Genomic DNA, 18778 nt, shown 5'->3' with positions numbered 1-18778 from the left:
GTTCAGAATGTTTCTGTTCTGGTTGCGGTCGGCGTGAACGACGAGGGGTATCGTGAAATCCTTGGCGTGGCCGAAGGCAGCCGTGAAGATAAGGAATCCTGGAGCAGCTTCCTGCGCTACTTGAAAGAACGTGGACTCAAAGGAGTGAGGCTGATCGTTTCGGATAAATGTCTGGGATTGTATGAGATCATCGGCGATTTCTTCCCCGAGGCAAAATGGCAACGTTGCATTGTACACTGGTATCGAAATGCTTTCACCATGTGTCCGTGGAAACATCTTCGCGAGGTGGTGGCGATGTTCAAAGCAATTCATGCTCAAGAAGATAAAGCTGCTGCTCGGCAGAAAGCCGCTCTGGTGGCCGAAAAATTAAGAGCCATGAAACTGGAACGGATCGCAAGTTTTGTAGAAACCAGCGTGGAGGAAACGTTGTCTTATATGGACTTCCCGTATGAGCACTGGAGCCGGTTGCGGACAAATAACGGTCTCGAACGCATCATGAAAGAGATTCGTCGCCGTACCCGGGTTGTCGGCAGCTTTCCGGATGGGTACTCGGCTATGATGCTGGTCGGAGCCAGACTCAGGCATATTTCTACAACAAAATGGGGCACTCGGCAGTACATGAACATTTGCAAACTTTACGAAGGTGGTATAAGGTAAAAGGCGGGAGGCTCCGCCTACGCAACCGACCTGCTCCTCCGGAGCTCTCTGGTCGGTCGGTTGCTTCGGCTGCGCCAACTCACGTTTGTCATCTGTAATCACTCAGAAACAAATGTGCGCAAAATATCGGACACTACCAAAAACAGGATGTCATCTTCAATAGCGGCCTTATCACCCTTTGGTCGATTATGAAAAATCATTTAATAACTTGAACATCAATAGAGAAACATGATTTTTTCATGATATGTTACCGCATAATATCTCACTAAAGTCCGAGAGATGAGGAAAAATGGGAACAGGTGTTTTCAAAAATCAAAACAACAACTTCAGCCCAGATAAGAAAATGACTGTTTCTAAAATTTATGGAGCGGCAGTTTTTTTCTTATCTTTTATCTTGTTTTTGATTGGTTGTATTCCTCTTCTTCCGCCATTTACGGGACTAGAAATAGAAAATAAATCTGCTCACACTATCATTATATACTCCTTTCTTTTCTGATGATCTTCCATACAATAGCATTCCCCTGCGGAAAATCAAGCCGGTACTCTTCTATTCAGACGCCGACTCAGTCCCGGCACTGCAAGGAACCTCCCATCTTATCACAGAAACTGACTCGCCGCAACCATACAGCTTTCTCTCGGAAAAGTCAAGACGGAAACCTACAGAAACGACCTGCCGGAAAAGTCCGGAACCGACTGCAGCCAATTCCGTTTCCCTACTGGAATTCAAAAGCCGTCATGGAATGCGGGGGAAGCGCATAGCGGAACGCATCGCCGGTGACTTCCCGCTGCTTTTCCGCAATTGCAAAATCCTTGACGGTCGCAACATTGTCCTGGTACAACTCTTCAATATCGGCAACCGACGCCTTGAATCCGGACAGCCTGATGTCCACCGGAATGGTCTGATCATAACTGCGATTAAATGCGATTACGAAAAGCTTCTTCCCGTCAGCGGATTTCGTCGCATAAGCGGTAACTCCCGGATAAGCGGGAAAACAACCGGATGCCTTCACCTTCACCGAGAGATTGCGCAACTCAAGTTTTCCGGACAACCTGCCATTCACATGCTCAAACCGCAACAGGAGATTCACCCGTTCCGAATCGTCCAGAAGTTGCAGCGGAAGTGAAAATTTCGTCCACTCCCTGAATTTGTTGAGCCCGTATACGGCTGAAGCACAACGCGTGGCCTCCCAGCCACGGGAATCCATCAGACCGAATCCAACCGATGCGGTTCCCGTACTCTCCCCGTCTGGAAGGAATCTCGCTTCAAAATCAACTACAGCCACCCAGGCCCGACCGCGCGGAATCTCTTTTGGTCTGGGCACAACGGCAAATGCCGGATAAGCCTCCCGGTCAAAATCGCAGAGCGTCGCCGTCAGATCACGCCCGACCACACTGCCCGCAATCTGCAGCCGATTCCCATACCTGCTGAAACTGGAAAAATCATATTTCTCCAACGCAACCGGCACAGGTTCCCCTTCCGGCTCCGATTTCTCCCCGCGCGAAGCGAGAATTCCGGCAAAGGACGGAGCTTCAAAACTCGGGGAGCCAATCACCTGGCATCCGATCACCTCACTTCCCGTGAATTTTTTCAGCGCCATGAAAAAACGCGAAGCCGCTTTGCGGGAAACCAGCGTCCCATCATAATCCGGCGCAATTGCAGTGCTGTCCGGAATGGTGGTGACAATACCATACATCGCATTGAGAATAAACCAGTAATTGGCAAGAAGAATGTTTTCTTCCGGATCAATCAGCTTGCACAAAGTCTCCGCATTCTGCATCCCGGCCAGAAAACTGAAGCGCATGGCATCAGGCCTTCCGGAGATGGAACTCATATTGAATTCAGTCAACGCAATCGGCAGTTCGCGTCCCCCTTCCCGTATTCTCTGACGAAACTCCTCCAGCAATTGATCGAACTGGGGTCCCCCCGCCATCACCGCGAGAAAGGCATTTTTCGGGTCAAGAGAATCGGTCCGTGGATAATAACTGTGCACGATAGCAAAGTCCGCCAACTCAGAGCAATGCTTCACAATATATTTGTCCCAGGCGGTCGAAGGGCCATCCAGAACATAGCCTGTCTTGATAGAAGGATCAACCGCTTTCATCGCCCGTACCGTTGAATTGAAATAGTCGGCATACTCCACTTCGGAATAACGACGGAAAGGTTTGTTTCCATGGTTGCCGTGGCTGCTCTCATTGCCGATTTCAAAATACTTCACTCCATAAGGAGCGGGGTGTCCGTTTGCGGCCCGTTTCATCGCCCAGGGATAGGCCGGATCGGCCGGCATGTTCAAATACTCCACCAGATCCGCGGCATCCTGCGGAATCAAGCTGGAATCAAGCCCGTAATCTGTGACAATAATCTGCGGTTCGCATTTCAAAGCGGAACAAAGTTGCAGAAACTCGTCCAAACCGAAATACCAGTTTTCACTCCCCCGTTCGGCCATCGGCCCGATTGTCTCTTTCCAGCGAAAATTGTGTGCAAGGCATCCTCCGGGATAACGCAAGGCGCCAAATCGAAATTGCTTCATGAGTTGCACTACCCCGGGCGCAGGTCGCTGATTAACCGGATCCCAGTAACCCTGAGCGTATCCGACTTCAAACGTGCGAGGCTCCGGCGCATCGGCGGGCAGGCTGAACAGTCCACGACTGTCTCCGGCCTCCAGATTGTGGCCGAAAACGAGCTCGTTGACCGGACCTTTTTCATCACCGGAATCAACTGTGATGACCACATCTCCTGCAAATGTCGGGAACATGGTCCACAGAAACAACATCAGAGAAAATCCCAGACGCATGACAGCCCCCCCTCATTCACCTGCTGTAAGTTGCCCACAGAATCTGATTCTCAAGCGAAAGATCGTATTGGAAATTCTTATAATTGCGTCGTTCTGCATGACCATCCCAGAATGCCGTATTAAGGGAGTTGTTCCCATGCCGGTATGCGGGATTCATATCTTCCGGATCCAGCAGCCACGTGTCCAGCGTTCGATTGAAGGCGAACCAGAGGTCGTCTCCGTCCGCCAGCAGAAAACGGCGCGACGGAGATTGCACCCGCTGAATCATGTAATAGTTATCAGCCGGATCAGCCGTACGGGTTCCGTCAAATCCATAGGCGGCATTGCTGCGGAATCCGTCGGCGTTGATCCCGTAACTCCTCCTCATGTCCGGAAACGAAGCCAGCCGGGCTTCCGATTTCGGACAGAATATTCCCGAAGGAATCTTGGAGGGATCCGTAATTCCAAAGTAATTCAAAAAAACCCGGCTGCTGGTACCAGACAAAAGTCTGCACACGCCCACCGTTGTCATCGGCATACATGAGCTCATACTGCATCAGTTGCTTCAAGTTGGAAAGGCAACCGGTCTCATGGGCACGATCACGCGCCTGATTCAATGCAGGCAGCAGCATTGAGGCAAGAATCGCAATGATCGCAATCACAACCAGGAGCTCGATCAAGGTAAAATCTTTTCTCTTCACGGTATTCACCATCGTCCCTTTCCTGCTATGAATTCTTTTTCTCATGAGGAGTAAATCCATATATCATGGTATTTAAATTATACCACAATCATTGCAAAATGTCAAGACCCCGCCATGAAAAAGTGAAAAAATAGTGCGCCTCTGGCCTGTTTATTCGACAACGGGAAGGATCCGGACGCTTTTGCGCTCGACCAGAAACGGCGTGATCGCTTCACGGATCGTCACGGGTTCGCCGGATGAATGTTCCAGAACCGCCTGCGAAAATCCGGCCAGCCGCTCACCGATTTCCACGGCGGCGCTGCGGATCGTGGTCAGCGGCGGATCAATCGAACCGACAAAACATTGATCATCATATCCGATAATACTGATATCACCAGGAACTTTCAATCCCCGGCGGCGGCAGCAGTCGATCATCGCAATCGCCTCCCGGTCACACAGCGCCAACACCATGGAAAGCGCCGGATCCTCCCGCAGAAAATGGTCAAGCGCAAAAAACGTGGCAGCCGTCAAATTCAGCGACTCCTCCAGCGTCATGCGGTGGAGCTGAAACTGCATATTATGCTCCCGGCAGAACGCAGCAGCCCCCTTGGCACGCAACGCGAATTCGCACTGCGGATCGGTCCCGAGAGGGCCGAGAATCGCCAGATGACGATGCCCCGCACGCCACGCAGCTTCCGCCATCAGCCGCCCGCCCGCATAGTCGTCCGTGGTCACGAAGTTCAACGTCTCATGAATCCTTCCCCAGATGACCAGGTGCGGAATCTGCCTCGAGAGCATAACCAGCTCCTCCTCCGGATAGTTTCCGAAGAGAAAGACGATGTCCGGCTTCTCCCCTTCGAACACGCCACGACAGCTGTCGCTCAACCGGACCGCAAGCTCCACCTCATCCGGCATCCGGCTTTTCAGAGCGAGAAAGAGCTTCTGCAGAAACGGGTTGTCGATCTGCCCGGTCGTCATGACGAAAAACGCGCGAAGCCGCGAGAAACGGACAGAAAGTTGTTCGATCCGCTTCATCGCCTCACTGGAAACAAAAGTCCCCACCGGCGGACGGCGCTCGACGATTCCCTGTTCTTCGAGTTCACTCAACGCATTCCGCACGGTGCTGCGGCTCACCTGATATGTTTCACTCAACTCGCGCTCCGCCGGCAGCCGCTCTCCGGGACGGAATATCCCGCTCGTGATTTCCGAAAGAAGGTGTTCCCGGCACACGTCGTTTTTCCCGGAAATCTTTTTCATGTCATGCTCTCCCACGCTCTCTTTGGTTTCAATAACATACCATAAAAAGTCGGGTTGTCAATCAAACGAACATTTTTCTTCCGAAAAAAACGCGCCGGGGGAAGCCAATCGGGCGGCGGCTTACGCCTTGACCAGCTGTTTCTTCACGAAACGCAGCGGCTGCTGAAGCATTCGAATCGTGAGGCCGACCAGAACCGCCGCAAGCACCGTCCCCTCCCGGATTCCGCTGACTTTCTGAAAATAACAGAGCGAAACGAGAACCGCAAGCACCACAATGGAGACGTTGAAACAGACTTTCACCGTTCCAAATGGAATCTTGTACTCTTCCGAAACCGTCCGAATGAAACCGTCGCCCGGCATGTAGGAGACATTCGCAAGCAACTGAAACGCAATGCCGGTCGCCAGAACCACACACCCGAGCAGCTCCTCGACCAATCGCAGCGGATACGCCTCCGGAATGTAAAAGGAAGAGACCCACATTCCAAGATCGATGAAAAATCCGAATGCGAAAAGCGTCGGAAGCTGCGCCAGCTGCGCCCAGCCGAACCGACGCTTCAGAATCATCGCCTGCATGAAGATGAAGAGCAAATTGATTCCGACCGTCGTCATCCCGAGCGTCCACGGAATGATGAAGGTCATGACGTAGGGCAGACTCGTGATGGGAGACGTCCCAAGCCCCGGCCGTGTACTGAGAGCGACCCCGAGTCCGGCGAGCACAAGCCCGATGATGAACAGAATAAAACGTTTCCTTTTGCTGTAACGATATTTCATGTGATTCAACCCCGACAATTTTTCAGAATTGTTTGCAGAGAGCTCAGCAGACAATCCCGTTCCTGTTCCGGAATCCCCGTGCACGCAGTTTCTTCCGTCTCGCGGAAAAGTTCCCTCATCCGGCGTCCGATCTCCTCGGCCCGGGCCGTGAGCGAGACGATCGAATTTTTCCGATTCTCATCGCTCTTGTCGCGCCGGATCAATCCTGATTTCTCCATCTTCCCGAGAATCGGAGAGAGCGTCGCCGGATCGATCAGACAACCGTCGGCAATCTCCCGCTGAAAGGAGGCCGGATGGCTCATCAGAAAGTCGATCACCTTCGGCTGACCGGGCAGCAGCTCCGGATACTCCCCCAGCAGCCGGGCGAGAAACCGTTTCTGAAACAGCGTGTGGGCCGCCAGAAGAATGTAGTGCAGCGAGTGTTCCATTTTATCTCTTAAAAATCATTAGTATCCTAATAATATAGCATAAAGGGAAACTCTTTTCAAGCAGAATATCCGGCATGATTTCTGCAAAGCGGTCGGTTTTTCCCGATTTTTCCGGATAAGCCATCTTTTTCGTTTGACGGGAGAAGATTCCGGGTGTATGCTTTTCTACCGAAATGCCCGGCAGGGAAAACAACAGACTCTAACCGAAAAGGAGGATGAATGAAGAAAAGAGAAATTTTGTCGGTCATGGTGCTCCTCTGCGCCGCGGTTCTTGTATTCTGCGGATGCCGGTCGGTTGACGAGATGACGGAAAACAAGGAGGAAAATACGATGACAATGCAGGATGTTTACCAGTTTCTGAAGGATGCCGGGGTCTACTACATCGCCACGGTCGACGGCGATCAGCCGCGCGTGCGCCCGTTCGGCACCATCCATATCTTCGAAGGCAAACTCTACATCCAGACCGGCCGGAAGAAAAACGTCTCGCGCCAGCTCGGCGTCAACGGGAAAACCGAACTCTGCGCGATGAAGGGCGATGAGTGGATCCGTCTCTCCGGCACGCTCGTCGACGACAACCGCCGTGAAGCGAAAGCCTCCATGCTCGACGCCTATCCGTCGCTGAAGAAGATGTACAGCCCCGACGACGACAACACGCAGGTGCTTTACTTCAAGGACGCGACCGCCACGATCTACTCCTTCTCGCACGATCCGGTCGTGATCAAATTCTGACGCTCAGGGCTATTTCCCGGGTTCCATCCCCGCTGATCCTCCGGCGGGGAATCCGGAATCACTTCAGAGCACCGGACGGCCCGGTTGCAGTCCCGTGCTGAACGACCTCTCTCCGGGAGGCCGCGACCTCCGGCAGAATGCCGACGGTTCCGGCGATGAGTTCGGCCTGCAGTTCGATCGCCTCGGGACGGAAGTGGTAAACATCACACCAGAATTTATCGCGGTCAAGAGGATTCATCAGCGAAAAGAGATCGATCACGGGGAGCTGTTCCATTTTCGCAGTCTCGTCGACGATCCGGTTCAACTCCACGGCCCGGGCGGTCTTCTCAGGATCCTTCAACGGCGTGCTGTTGGTCAGAAACAACCGGGAGTGCGGACACTTCTCCCGAATGAAAGCGACTGCGGAACGATAGGCGTTCGTCCACTCCGCAATGTCGGTTACGAGGCTGTGCAACCCGTTGTTGAAGGAGATCACGTCATAGCGGTATCCCGATAAGATCAGGTCGAGTTCACGAAAATAATCCCTGTCGGTCACGCACTTCGAGGAAGCCCAGAATGAGGTGTTCATGATATGCCGGAGCTTTTCACGAACGGCATTCTGATACCCGTTGCAGATGGAGTCGCCGATGAGGAGCAGCCGGGGCGCGTCTGCGTCGAGAGCGTTGTAAGTGTAAGTGATCGACCACTCGATCTCCTCCCGAACCCGGGAGGTCCGTTCCGGCTGATAGCGACGATAAAGCGGATCACAGGAATTGATGTTCATGATAAAACCTTGATGAATATTTTCGATTTCGCCTCAATCGACAGTATACCGCAACTTTCCATCCATGTCAATGGAGAATCACAAAAAAGCGGTGCGAAGAATCAGAGCCGCATCTCCTCCTCTTCCGGCGCAGCGATTGCCTCGCGCAGATATTCGCTCGGAGAGCGTCCCGTCATCTGCCGGAAACTGCGGCTGAAAACCGACAATGAGGAAAAACCAGTCTGATCCGCAACTTCGGAGAGCATCCAGCGTCCCGACTTCAGCAGACGACACGCTTCTCTCAACCGCAATTGCCGGATATATTCCGCCGGCTGGCATCCCAGCATTTTTTTAAAAATCCCGTAAAGATGGGACTTTGAAACGCCGTGTTTTCGGGCGATTCGTTCAACCGAAAGTTCCGGATCCGACAAATGCAGACAGATATATCCGTTGATCTCCTCAAAAAGCAGGACCCGGGAGTCGGTGGCAGGCAGATGCGTCCCTGCCGCGATACGGCGCGGTTCCGCATCCAGCTCCGCCAGCAGGGAATTCAAATGGCGGCGCACAAGCAGACTGCCTCCACCGTGTTCCAGATAGATTTCCAGCATCCGGACCAGCAGCATCCCGGTGAATTCCGTCATCAGTACACTGCAATGATAGAGAGTTTCCGGATAAAACATCCGATCAAGTTCAAACGTCACGACCAGCCAGAAAAAAGCATTCTGATCCAGAATGTAATGATGATACTGATAGGGATAGACCAGCGAAGCGTAACCCGGTGCGATCGGACAGCTCAGATCGTTGATGCAGATCAACCCCTCCTGTTCCAGAACAACGGTCAGCACAAAGCGTTTATGATAGAGCTTCAACCGTTCGCGTCCGGGATTGATCTTCACCTCGTCACAACGACGTTGAATCAGAATGCCCCCCGGTTCTCCGGGCATCCCATCGGGGACCGGGAACTGTTCCGCCGGACAGGGGGGGAGCTTCTCCGCCAGTTCTCTGAGTCGTCTTTTCCATGAATGTTCCATCCGCAGCCCTCCGCTTTCTTAAGGGAATGCAGATTTGAAAAAAATGCAACCTATTATACAAAATAATTTCAAAAAAAAAGATATTTCGCGGAATATCACCATTCTTGAATACGAATTGCAAAATCAGAACGTTTTTTTGTCTAATTACAACTCTTGTTTTTCTTTTGAATCCGGTTCATAATATAAACGGAAATCAAAAAGAGGAATTTCAGAATGCATACGGAAATAAAGTCCGGAGTCTGGCCGGTCATGCTCACGCCGTTCACGGAGAACGGCACGATGGACCGGACCGGCTGCGAGGCATTGGTTGACTGGTATCTGGAGAACGGAGTCACAGGAATTTTCACGGCCTGCCTCAGCAGCGAAATGTTTCATCTCTCCGAATCGGAACGGATCGAACTTGCAGACTGGACAGTGAAACGGACAAAAGGGCGGGTGCCGGTGGCTTCCTGCGGCGGATTCGGCAAAAATGAAACCGAGCAGATCGATTCGATCCGCAGAATGGCCGACACCGGCGTCGATGTGGTGATTCTGCCGCTTGGCGTGATCTTTCCGGAAGCGCTTCCGGAATCCCGGGTCGAAGAAAAGCTGCTCTCGCTTCCCGACCGGCTGCCGGGAATTCAATTCGGCCTGTACGAGTGCCCTGTACCGTACAAGCGACTGATTTCAACGGAACTTCTCGGCCGCATAGCGGAAAACTCCACCCGATATCGTTTTATGAAGGACACCTGCTGCGACCGGCGCCTGCTCCGGGCCAGAAGCGCCGCAGTGGCCGGGCACGACCTGAAAATTTTCAATGCAAATTTGACGACGCTCACGGACTCCCTGCGCAGTGGCTGTGCCGGCTTCTGCGGCATTGCCGCCAATTTTTTCCCGGATGCACTCGTGGAGCACGCACGCGCCGTCTTCGCGGAACCGGCCAGGGCCGATGAAATGCAGCTCATATTCAACACGCTGGAACGCAATGTGGAATTCCATTATCCACGTGGAGCAAAGACATTTCTGCGCTGCCTCGGGTTGCCGATCACCGACGTCTGCCGCACTCCGGCAGAGAAATTCAATGCCGAAGAGCTCGAGCAGATCCGCGACTTCAGCCGTTTCATCGCTCTGTGGAAACAGGCCGATTATCGATTCCCGCATCAATCGTCATCAAAATGATAGGAGAAGAAGATGAGGCAGAGATTCACATTAATCGAGCTCCTGGTTGTGATTGCGATCATTGCGATTCTGGCGGCGATGCTGTTGCCCGCGCTGAATCAGGCCCGGGAGCGTTCCAGGGCCGCGGTCTGCAAAAATAATCTCAAGCAATGTGGAATGGGCGCTTCGCTGTATCGGAATGATAACAAAGATATTTTTCCGGCCATCTATTATGCGGCGGCAACAGCGAGCGGCAAGCGGCTCTGGGCTCACTCGTTGAGCGGGCTTTACGAGGGACAGGTCGTTGGAACACAATACCTCAGTCAGGAGGTGCTCGCATGCCCCGTAACCGATCTGACCCAGACGGGTTCCGGATTTACCGGGTATGGATATTTCGTCTATTGGGATCTGTTGAATTCAAGCGGAAATCTGCAGAAACGGATCGATATGCTCGGACCGGGCATGACCGGAGGTTCTCATGGCAAGAAAAACAAATACGCCTATGTCATCTTCAACAAACTCCGGCGGCCGAGTGCAACGGTGGAACTGATTGATTCCGGGTATGATTTTTCCGTTTCGAACGGAGACCGGTTGGGATCGACCTACATTCATGCGAGTTCTCAGGGAGCGGACGGTGCGGCAAAACTGTGGCATGCCGGAAGAGCGAATGCCGCCCACTACGACGGCCACGTGTCGGATTACACCCGGGAGGGACTCGCCGAAATGCCGAACGGGTTTGAAACCTGTATCACTGCAGACGGTGCGCCTCAGACCATGTCGCCGAAATTTCCGTGAGGAGAGAAAGGATTCAAAACGATGCGCTTGAACATATTCCCCCTCTGCATGATTCCGGTGCTGTGCGCAGTTGCTGCGCCGGTGGAGATGCAAATTCCCTGGAAGATCGACGCGGCCGCCCCGGGGATCAGCCTGCCGCAACAACCGGGGACAACTCACTACAAACTCGCCGCCCCCGGGATGGATCCCGTCATCGGCTGGGCGAATCATGATCCGAAAATGATCCGGATCGGCGACCGGGTCGTGGTGGAGTGGACCTGCCATCTCGGAGACGAAAACGGCCCCGGGCAGACCATTGTCGGGACGGTGGTTGCGTTCGATCCGGCAACCGGAACTCCGCTGAATACGGAACATCTGCAGTATACAAGTCTCTCCCCGGCTCCTCTGCCGGTGCGCCGCCGTTCCTGGACTTTCGCGCCGGACACCATAGACGAATATTTCAGCCATGGGGGACTGGAACTGCACAACGGTCGACTCTACACTTATGGCAACCGAATTCTGGTCACCGGCTCCTGCAGACTGGAACTGCACAACGGTCGACTCTACACCCGGGGAAGGCTTCTGGCGATTCACGGCGTAACGGATGATCTGAGTATCAGTTTGAACAGTCATCACGGGCTTCCTCCTTCGGTTTCGGAGAAACACTGGCGCGATCAATTCGACGAAACGACCGGATTCACCAATGAGATCGTCTGGACGTTTCTGCATTACCGGCAGCGCTGGAGGATCGAAGGAGACCGTCTGGTTCCGGACTCGCCCGGATATGTGGATCGCCGTCTGCCGGACCGGCAGGAGGTGACGCCGGGACGCTTCAAAAAACTCGCTCCACTGCCGCAATGGAACGAATTGCCGCTTCTGAAAGAGGCGCCCGGAGAGTTTCTCGCAGATCTGGACACCCTTGCGGAAACCCGTCCTGAAATCGTGACCCAGACACCTCCGCCGCGCTGCCCCCCCCGGGAAACTGCATATTGCCGCGGACGGCAACAACGGACTCGCCCACTACGCCGAATTCCGGCGCCCCGACGGTTCGTATGTGGTGATCCGCGACAATCTAAAAAAACGCGGCTTCTACTATGCCGCCGAAAAACGGAATGCCGATGACGATTACCCGCCCGCCGAAGAGACCAACATACCCGGCGAAGCGATGCCGGCGGCAGGAAATCTGCCGGACGGCCGGGCGTATATCATTGCCAATTACGACTACCGGCGGAATATGTATCTCCTGCTTTCCAGAGATGGACGTTGTTTCGATACCGCGCGTTTTGTCCGGGGAGCGAGGCTCAGAGCGAAAAAGGGCATCGGAAAATTGAACCGCCCCTCCGGACCGAACTATTTCCGCTCGATGATCGTCGGAGGAAAACTCTGGATCGTGTACAGCATTTCCAAGCAGGAAATCGGGCTGACCACCATCGAGCTGGACGCGCTCTGACAGCGGAAGGAACAGGATCATCATGGCCAATATCATCAATCTCGGAGTCGTCATCCTTTTTCTGCTGGGGATGGCGGCAATGGGGATTTACTTTCTGAAACGCAACAACAGCAGTGAAGAGTATTTTCTGGGAGGGCGCAAGATTCCCGGCTGGGCTCTCGGGCTGTCCATGGTCGGAACCTCGATCAGCTCGATCACGTTTCTCGCACTTCCGGCCGCCGCCTTCATTCTGGACTACCGGCAACTTACGCCGAATCTTTTCATGCCGGTCGCGGCACTCATCGCCTGCTGGCTTTTCATTCCGTTTTTCCGGCGCGGCCGCAAGACGACCGCTTATGAATATCTGGAGTCCCGTTACGGAACCGGAATCCGGCTTTACGCGGCAATTTATTCGATGGTCGGGCAATTGATCCGGCTCGCCTTGATTCTATATCTGGTGGTTCTGCCGTTGTCGGAGATGCTGGGCATCGGTGAAACATCGGCCATTCTGCTGTTCGGAGTCATCACCTGCTTCTATACGGTATTCGGCGGAATCGAAGCGGTGGTCTGGACCGATGTGGTGCAGACGATCATTCTGCTCGGAGGCGGACTCCTCTGCATCGTTGCAGTTGCGGTACAATTGCCGGGTGGAATCCCGCAGGTGTTCGAAATCGGCATGCAGTATGACAAATTCAGCCTCGGCCCGCTGGATTTCAGTTTCAGTGAACGGACAATCTGGGTTATGAGCATCATCGGGTTTCTCGGATTCATCACAGAATTTTCCAGCAATCAGAATGTCGTACAGCGCTATATCGCGGCGCCGTCACTGCGGGAGGCGCGCAAGGCGACACTGCTGTGCATCGTGATGAGCGTACCGACCTGGATTTTCTTCTTTTTCATCGGCAGCTGTCTTTTTGCGTTTTACAAGGTGTATCCCTCTCCGGAAGTGAATGCGATGAAACCGGACGATGTTCTGCCGCATTTCATTCTGACCGAGATCTGGCCGGGGGTGGGCGGTATCATCATTGCGGCCTGCCTTGCCGCGGCCATGAGTTCCCTCTCAAGTTCCATCAATGCGGTTTCCACAATCTGGACCGTGGACTGCCTCCGACTGATCCGGCGGAAATCCGAGGATCATTTCGAACTGGTGAATGCCAAACTCGCCTCCGGTGTCGCGGGACTCTTCATGATCGGCGGAGCGTGGATCATCTCCGTGATTCCGCGGGAAAGCGTCTATGATCTTGGAACGGTGCTTTGTGCGTTGTTCTGCTCAGCGGGGCTGACGCCGTTCCTTCTGGGATTTTTCACGACCCGGGTCGGAAACCGGGCGATTCTGTTCGGCATGTGGGCCGCACTGGTGTTCAGCGTCTACAACATTCTGAACTACTTCGGCGTTCTCCCTCCACAATTGCGATGGGACATCCACATCTACATGGCCGGCCCCGTCTGCAACCTGGTGATGTTGATCGTCGCAGTCGGATACTCTCTGGCCAGGCCGGAACCGGTTACGGATCGGCTCCGGGGCTTGACGGTCTGGACGCTGGATCGGGAATCCTGAATCCCATCGCGGAAACTCAATGCGCCCGGCATGATTCAAACAGAGTCACTCGAAAAACATTGCGTCCTTCGCCAGAAAATCTCCGACGGGACAGATGTAACCGTATTCGATTTTTCCCGGTGCCCGCATCGTTTTCCGCGATGCAGATCTCATACCGGGCGGATTGCTTCCAACAGCCGATTCGAATCTCCCACAGCCAGACGGTCCCGGATTCCCGGGGCCGCCGCCGCAGGAATCGCGGCGGAAATTTTTCAGGCAGACAGCCTCCTGCCGCTCACGGCAATGCTTCCAGTTCGCGGATCTCGTAACAGTTTCCTGCGATGCTCTCCTTGAAATTGAGTTTGATGTAACGCGCACGACGCGGAGCAGTAAGCTGGATCGTCTCCTTCGAAAGCGGCGGGCGGTCCGTCGCCACGTAGGCGTCGAAAAAACGTCTGCCGTCCTCGGAAAGTTGAACCGTAAAGCTCTTCGGAGATCCTTGCCCCCAGTCAATCTCAAGCCGGGAGACACGACGTACCTTTCCGAGATTGAACTGAATCCATTGCGCCTTGCCGCCGGGCGCACGCCACGAGGTCCGGAGCGAACCGTCCGTCGCGTACTCCGGAGCCCCCTCCGGCATCAGCGACGCGCCGGCCCACGCCTTGCTCCGATAAGCCGGACTCTTCACCGGCGGATAAACTTCGATCTCGTAGAGGGAAAATCCGTACTCCGTCGTCCGCTCCCGGCAGTCGATCCGGATGAACCGCGCCTCGCGGGGTGCAATGTCAACGATGTCGAACGCCCCTTTGACTCCCGCCGTCTGCTCGAACACATCCGTGTAATGTTCATCATCGGTCGAAAGCTGAATCACATAACTCAACGGCGCGGAGGTCTCCCAGTTCAACACGATCCGTCCGATCCGCCGCACCCGCCCGAGGTCGAGCATCAGCCATTCGCTGTCCGTCCGTCCGGAGGACCAGCGCGTCGAAGCGATTCCATCCACGGCAAGACAACTCTCATACTGCGGATACTCTACAGAACTCCTCCACGTCGTGCAATTCCTGGCATAATTCGGGTATTCCTCAGCCATGAGCACTCCCGTTGCCGCGGCAAAAAACAGAATCGCCAACGCTTTTCCGGTCGTCATGCTTCCGCGCCTCCTTCCCGGAAGGAACGGATCTTCGCACAGACCCGACGCGCTTCCGCAAGGATCTCCGCCTCGCCGGAAATCTTCCGGTTTTCCATTAAAATCCGTCCATCGCAGACCACCGTGTCGATACAGCTCGAATCGGCAGAATAAACCAGATTCGCCGTCAGATTGAAGTCAGGAACGAGCAGCGGATTGTCGAGATCAACCAGAACGAGGTCCGCCAGTTTTCCCTCCGCGATGATCCCGGCGTCGATGCCGAACGCCTCCGCCCCGGTGCGGGTCGCGGCCCGGAAGATGTCGCCGTCCCGCCCCGCGGTCGGGCTGCCGGACTCGTTCTTCGCCGAAAGCGCCGCAAATTTCATCTCTTCAAGCATCGAAAGATTGTTGTTCGACGCGCACCCGTCAGTGCCGATCGTGAAACGGCAGCTGCCCATCTCCACGACCCTGCGGTAACGAAACTGTCCCGACGCGAGTTTGAAATTCGAGCAGGGACAGTGCGAAATATACGCGCCTCGCTCCCGGATGATCTCGATATCCTCGTCCGAGAGATGCACCGCGTGCGCGAGCACGGTCCGCGGCCCGAGGATCCCGAGCGAATCAAGGTACGCGATCGGCGTCATGCCGTGCGCCGCCACGCACTCCTCCACCTCGCGCGCGGTCTCGGAGGCGTGAATGTGGATCACGTGTCCGTCGATCTGCGCCTCCTGCGCGACGCGGCGCAGCACCTCCTCCGAGACCGTGTAGACCGCGTGCGGGGCGTGCGCCACCTGAATCCGTCCCGAGTCGCCGCCGTTCCAGGCGAGCAGCTCCTCATTGCATTTCCGGTTGCGTTCCAGCACCGCACCGTCGGAGCCGGAGATGTAGAGCAGCCCGATCGCCGCCCGCATCCCCATCTCCTCGACCGCGCGGATCGCATCCGGCTGATACCAGTACATGTCGTTGAAGAAAACCGTTCCGGACCGGATCATTTCGAGCAGAGCGAGCCGCGTCCCGGCATAGATCTCCTCCCCCGTAAGCCTCCCCTCCGCCGGCCAGATGTAGTCGTTGAGCCAGGTGAAGAGCTCCATGTCGTCGGCGTAGCCGCGCAGCAGCGTCATCGCCGCGTGGGTGTGCGTGTTGTAGAACGGTGGAATCACCGCCTTGCCGGAGCCGTCGATCACGCGGGCGTCCCCGGGCGCGATTTCCGGCGCGATGCGGGTGATCCGGTTCCCCTCGATGAGGATATCGGTCTCTTTTCCATCCAGCCGGACACGTTGAATCAGAAGTGTGTTCATCGGTTTTTCTCCAGAAATCCGAGCTCGGGTGCGACGACGCCGGAACGCCGCACCGTATCGAGAATCCTCTCCTCAAGTTCCGGCGAGGGGCGGTTCAATCCCGGTGCGAGTCCGCCGCCGAGCACCTCAAGTGCGCCGTAGTTGTCGAGCGCCATCGTCGGATCGATATACTTGAGATGGGTCGGCTCCTCGAGCACGAAATTCAACGGTTCTTTCGCATTCAGCACGCGTTCCGCCGGGATCTCCGGTCCGAACTCATCCTCGACCCCCATGTTCGCGATGATCGCATTTCCGCCGGTGAGGACGGCCGGATCGAACCGTCCGGAAAGAGCGCCGCGAATGCCGGTTGCGCAGACCACACACCAGGCCTCCTTCAGGGCTTTTTCGATTCCCGCGCGGTCGCCGAGGTCGACGATCGACGCGCCGAACGGCGGCACGACTCTCCGCACATCGTCGACGACCGTCACCCGCGCCCCGCCGAGCGAGGCGTACATCACGATGCCGGAACCGACCTTGCCGCAGCCGAACACGACGATCCGTTTTCCGGCGAAGTCGCCGTATCCGAAGTGAGCCATGCCGCGCCGGAAGCCGTCCCCGGTTCCGAGTGCGGTTTCGATCTCCTTGATCCGCCCGTCGTCCGCGAGGTAGACCGGTTGCGAACAGTCGCGGTAGCGGTACATCCCGGAGCGGGTCAGTTCGACATAGCCGTACCGCGCCTTCACATCGGCATTCGCCCCGGCGCAGTCGAGTACAACATCGTAGGTGCGCCCGAGCGCCGCCTCGTCCGCAAGCGCCACGCCGCATTCGCGCAGAGTCTCGACCACACGTCCGTCATACGGGATTCCGCGTCCGTATCCGACCGTCAAATCCGCGCCGCCCTCAAGAAGCGCAATATATTTCACCATCGTGTTGCGGAAAACCGGCGTGGCGTCGAAAATCCGCCGTCCCGAAAGCGGTTTTGCCGCGCGCCATTCGTGCATCTGCTCCGCAAGCGCCGGATACTCCTCCGGCCGATAGACGCCGCGCAGCGCTTCGTTCAACAATTCAATCTGCATGTTCATCCCCGACCAATAACGTCCTCCGGCCCCTTGTTCCAGGCAAAGCCGTTCTCATCGTACTGTTTCCCCTATAAAATGTACCGCGCATTCCGGCAGTACGCAACCCGGACCGGTTTTTTTTCCGAAAAAAAGCCCCCCCTTCTGCACCCCCGAAAAATAATCCCGTATTTTGTGGAAAACGTTCTGGAAAATCGAGGAAAATGGATTATCTTGTATGATATACCATATTCCATCAATCATCACCTTTCGAGGAGTCGATATGCTGCCTGAATCGAGTTTGAAATTTCTGAAGGAGTTCATGACCGCTTCGAGCCCGTCCGGGTTCGAAGAAGAGGCTGCGGCCGTATTCCGCAACTATCTCTCCGGCTTCTGCCCGGAGGTCAAAACCGACGTGCTCGGCAACACCATGGGGATCCTGAATCCCGGAGCGCCGCTGCGGGTCATGCTCGCAGGGCACTACGATGAAATCGGATTCCAGATCGTCTACATCTCCGACGAGGGACTGCTCTACTTCCGCCCGAACGGCGGGATCGACAAGCTGAACGTCCCGGCCACCGAAGTGGAAATCCTGACTGCGAACGGACGCATTCCCGGCGTGATCGGCAAAAAACCGATTCACCTGCTCAAGCCCGCCGAACGCGACACCGCACCGGATCTCTCCGACATGTGGATCGACATCGGTGCGGCAAACCGCGAGGAGGCGGAGAAGCTCGTCTCAATCGGCGACCCGGTCGCGGTCCGTTCAAACTTCCGTATGCTCAATGAGAACCGGTTCGTCTCCAAGGGAATGGACGACAAGGTCGGCGCGTTCGTCGTGGCCGAAACGATGCGCGAACTCTCGAAACGCAAACTCAACGTCGCGGTCTACGGCGTCGGAACCGTCCAGGAAGAGGTCGGGCTGCGCGGCGCGCACACGAGCTGCTTCGGCGTCGATCCGCAGGTCGGCTTCGCGATCGACGTCGGGTTCGCGACCGACATCCCGGACATCCCGAAAAAACTGCTCGGCGACATCAAACTCGGCGCCGGTCCGGAACTGAGCCGCAGCTGCGACAACAATCCCGTCCTCGGGCGGTTGATCCGCAAAATCGCCAAAGAGCACAGGATCGCCTATCAGGAGACCGCCGCGCACCGCGCCTCCGGCGGCACCGACACCGCACAGATGCAGATGACCCGCGCAGGCGTCGCAACCGCGCTCGTGAGCATCCCGAACCGCTATATGCACTCCCCGGTCGAGATGTGCGATCTGCGCGACGTAGACGGCGCCGTCCAACTGCTGGCTGAATCGATCGCGTCGCTGAAGGGCGACGAGAGTTTTATCCCCGGAATCGACTGAACACGAAAAGGAAAGGAGAA

At 55.5% G+C, this 18778-nt stretch carries 19 protein-coding genes and 1 pseudogene; 9 read left to right on the top strand and 11 right to left on the bottom strand.

Going from position 1 to position 18778, the window contains the following annotated elements:
- Nucleotides 1–657 (top strand): IS256 family transposase (locus Q0K10_RS03865; RefSeq protein ID WP_294503400.1); only part of this gene is annotated, 657 nt, incomplete at its 5' end.
- A 289-nt stretch (nt 658–946) separates the two neighbouring features.
- Complete coding sequence (locus Q0K10_RS03860; protein ID WP_294503397.1) at nt 947–1153, top strand: hypothetical protein; 207 nt, start codon at nt 947–949, stop codon at nt 1151–1153.
- A gap of 217 nt (nt 1154–1370) precedes the next feature.
- Here the strand turns inward: Q0K10_RS03860 and Q0K10_RS03855 are convergent, their stop codons facing one another.
- From Q0K10_RS03855 to Q0K10_RS03830, 6 genes and pseudogenes are all read right to left on the bottom strand, one after another.
- Nucleotides 1371–3449, bottom strand: coding sequence for a hypothetical protein (locus Q0K10_RS03855; RefSeq protein WP_294503394.1), 2079 nt, complete (start codon nt 3447–3449; stop codon nt 1371–1373).
- A gap of 16 nt (nt 3450–3465) precedes the next feature.
- Nucleotides 3466–3717 carry a hypothetical protein gene (locus Q0K10_RS03850; RefSeq protein WP_294503391.1) on the bottom strand — a complete coding sequence of 84 codons (252 nt, stop codon included), beginning with the start codon at nt 3715–3717 and terminating at the stop codon, nt 3466–3468.
- A gap of 268 nt (nt 3718–3985) precedes the next feature.
- A pseudogene (locus Q0K10_RS15575) lies at nt 3986–4141 on the bottom strand (type II secretion system protein); the annotation flags it as partial.
- 138 nt (nt 4142–4279) lie between these two features.
- Nucleotides 4280–5365, bottom strand: coding sequence for a substrate-binding domain-containing protein (locus tag Q0K10_RS03840; protein WP_294503387.1), 1086 nt, complete (start codon nt 5363–5365; stop codon nt 4280–4282).
- 120 nt (nt 5366–5485) lie between these two features.
- Nucleotides 5486–6136, bottom strand: a complete 651-nt coding sequence (locus Q0K10_RS03835) for a DUF6198 family protein (RefSeq protein WP_294503385.1) — start codon at nt 6134–6136, stop codon at nt 5486–5488.
- A 5-nt stretch (nt 6137–6141) separates the two neighbouring features.
- Nucleotides 6142–6564: a MarR family transcriptional regulator gene (locus tag Q0K10_RS03830; RefSeq protein ID WP_294503382.1), complete on the bottom strand. Its 423-nt coding sequence runs from the start codon at nt 6562–6564 to the stop codon at nt 6142–6144.
- A 336-nt stretch (nt 6565–6900) separates the two neighbouring features.
- On the opposite strand from Q0K10_RS03830, the gene Q0K10_RS03825 reads away from it, so the two are divergent.
- Nucleotides 6901–7293: a pyridoxamine 5'-phosphate oxidase family protein gene (locus Q0K10_RS03825; RefSeq protein ID WP_366942954.1), complete on the top strand. Its 393-nt coding sequence runs from the start codon at nt 6901–6903 to the stop codon at nt 7291–7293.
- A 58-nt stretch (nt 7294–7351) separates the two neighbouring features.
- On the opposite strand, the gene Q0K10_RS03820 is transcribed toward Q0K10_RS03825, so the two are convergent.
- Nucleotides 7352–8056 carry an SGNH/GDSL hydrolase family protein gene (locus Q0K10_RS03820; protein ID WP_294503377.1) on the bottom strand — a complete coding sequence of 235 codons (705 nt, stop codon included), beginning with the start codon at nt 8054–8056 and terminating at the stop codon, nt 7352–7354.
- Nucleotides 8057–8157: 101 nt separating this feature from the next.
- Nucleotides 8158–9066, bottom strand: a complete 909-nt coding sequence (locus Q0K10_RS03815) for a helix-turn-helix transcriptional regulator (protein WP_294503374.1) — start codon at nt 9064–9066, stop codon at nt 8158–8160.
- 213 nt (nt 9067–9279) lie between these two features.
- Between Q0K10_RS03815 and Q0K10_RS03810 the strand changes: the two genes are divergently transcribed.
- Genes Q0K10_RS03810 through Q0K10_RS03790 form a run of 5 tightly spaced genes read left to right on the top strand, consistent with a single transcriptional unit; the run spans nt 9280 to nt 13964 of the window.
- Nucleotides 9280–10224, top strand: a complete 945-nt coding sequence (locus Q0K10_RS03810; protein ID WP_294503371.1) for a dihydrodipicolinate synthase family protein — start codon at nt 9280–9282, stop codon at nt 10222–10224.
- A gap of 12 nt (nt 10225–10236) precedes the next feature.
- Nucleotides 10237–10998, top strand: coding sequence for a prepilin-type N-terminal cleavage/methylation domain-containing protein (locus tag Q0K10_RS03805; protein WP_294503368.1), 762 nt, complete (start codon nt 10237–10239; stop codon nt 10996–10998).
- A gap of 21 nt (nt 10999–11019) precedes the next feature.
- Nucleotides 11020–12099, top strand: coding sequence for a hypothetical protein (locus Q0K10_RS03800; RefSeq protein ID WP_294503365.1), 1080 nt, complete (start codon nt 11020–11022; stop codon nt 12097–12099).
- Nucleotides 12032–12427, top strand: coding sequence for a hypothetical protein (locus tag Q0K10_RS03795; RefSeq protein WP_294503362.1), 396 nt, complete (start codon nt 12032–12034; stop codon nt 12425–12427). Before Q0K10_RS03800 ends, Q0K10_RS03795 begins: the two co-directional genes overlap by 68 nt.
- Nucleotides 12428–12449: 22 nt before the next feature.
- Nucleotides 12450–13964 (top strand): sodium/solute symporter, encoded by a 1515-nt coding sequence (locus tag Q0K10_RS03790; RefSeq protein WP_294503359.1) that lies wholly within the window; start codon nt 12450–12452, stop codon nt 13962–13964.
- Nucleotides 13965–14238: 274 nt separating this feature from the next.
- On the opposite strand, the gene Q0K10_RS03785 is transcribed toward Q0K10_RS03790, so the two are convergent.
- The 3 genes from Q0K10_RS03785 to Q0K10_RS03775 are packed head-to-tail and all read right to left on the bottom strand — an operon-like array spanning nt 14239 to nt 17422.
- On the bottom strand, nt 14239–15090 hold the full coding sequence (locus tag Q0K10_RS03785) for a discoidin domain-containing protein (RefSeq protein ID WP_294503357.1): 852 nt from the start codon (nt 15088–15090) through the stop codon (nt 14239–14241).
- Nucleotides 15087–16367: an amidohydrolase gene (locus tag Q0K10_RS03780; RefSeq protein WP_294503355.1), complete on the bottom strand. Its 1281-nt coding sequence runs from the start codon at nt 16365–16367 to the stop codon at nt 15087–15089. The genes Q0K10_RS03785 and Q0K10_RS03780 overlap by 4 nt, the downstream gene beginning before the upstream one ends.
- Nucleotides 16364–17422: an NAD(P)-dependent oxidoreductase gene (locus Q0K10_RS03775; protein ID WP_294503353.1), complete on the bottom strand. Its 1059-nt coding sequence runs from the start codon at nt 17420–17422 to the stop codon at nt 16364–16366. Before Q0K10_RS03775 ends, Q0K10_RS03780 begins: the two co-directional genes overlap by 4 nt.
- A gap of 262 nt (nt 17423–17684) precedes the next feature.
- Between Q0K10_RS03775 and Q0K10_RS03770 the strand changes: the two genes are divergently transcribed.
- The gene (locus Q0K10_RS03770) at nt 17685–18758 is read left to right on the top strand and encodes a M42 family metallopeptidase (RefSeq protein ID WP_294503351.1); all 1074 of its coding nucleotides are present in this window, start codon (nt 17685–17687) and stop codon (nt 18756–18758) included.
- The last annotated feature ends 20 nt before the right edge of the window (nt 18759–18778 follow it).

Source organism: uncultured Victivallis sp. (genome assembly GCF_944391105.1).
Lineage (GTDB): Bacteria > Verrucomicrobiota > Lentisphaeria > Victivallales > Victivallaceae > Victivallis.
The sequence above is the reverse complement of the archived record's forward strand: the minus strand, read 5'-3'. Positions and strand labels throughout refer to the sequence as shown.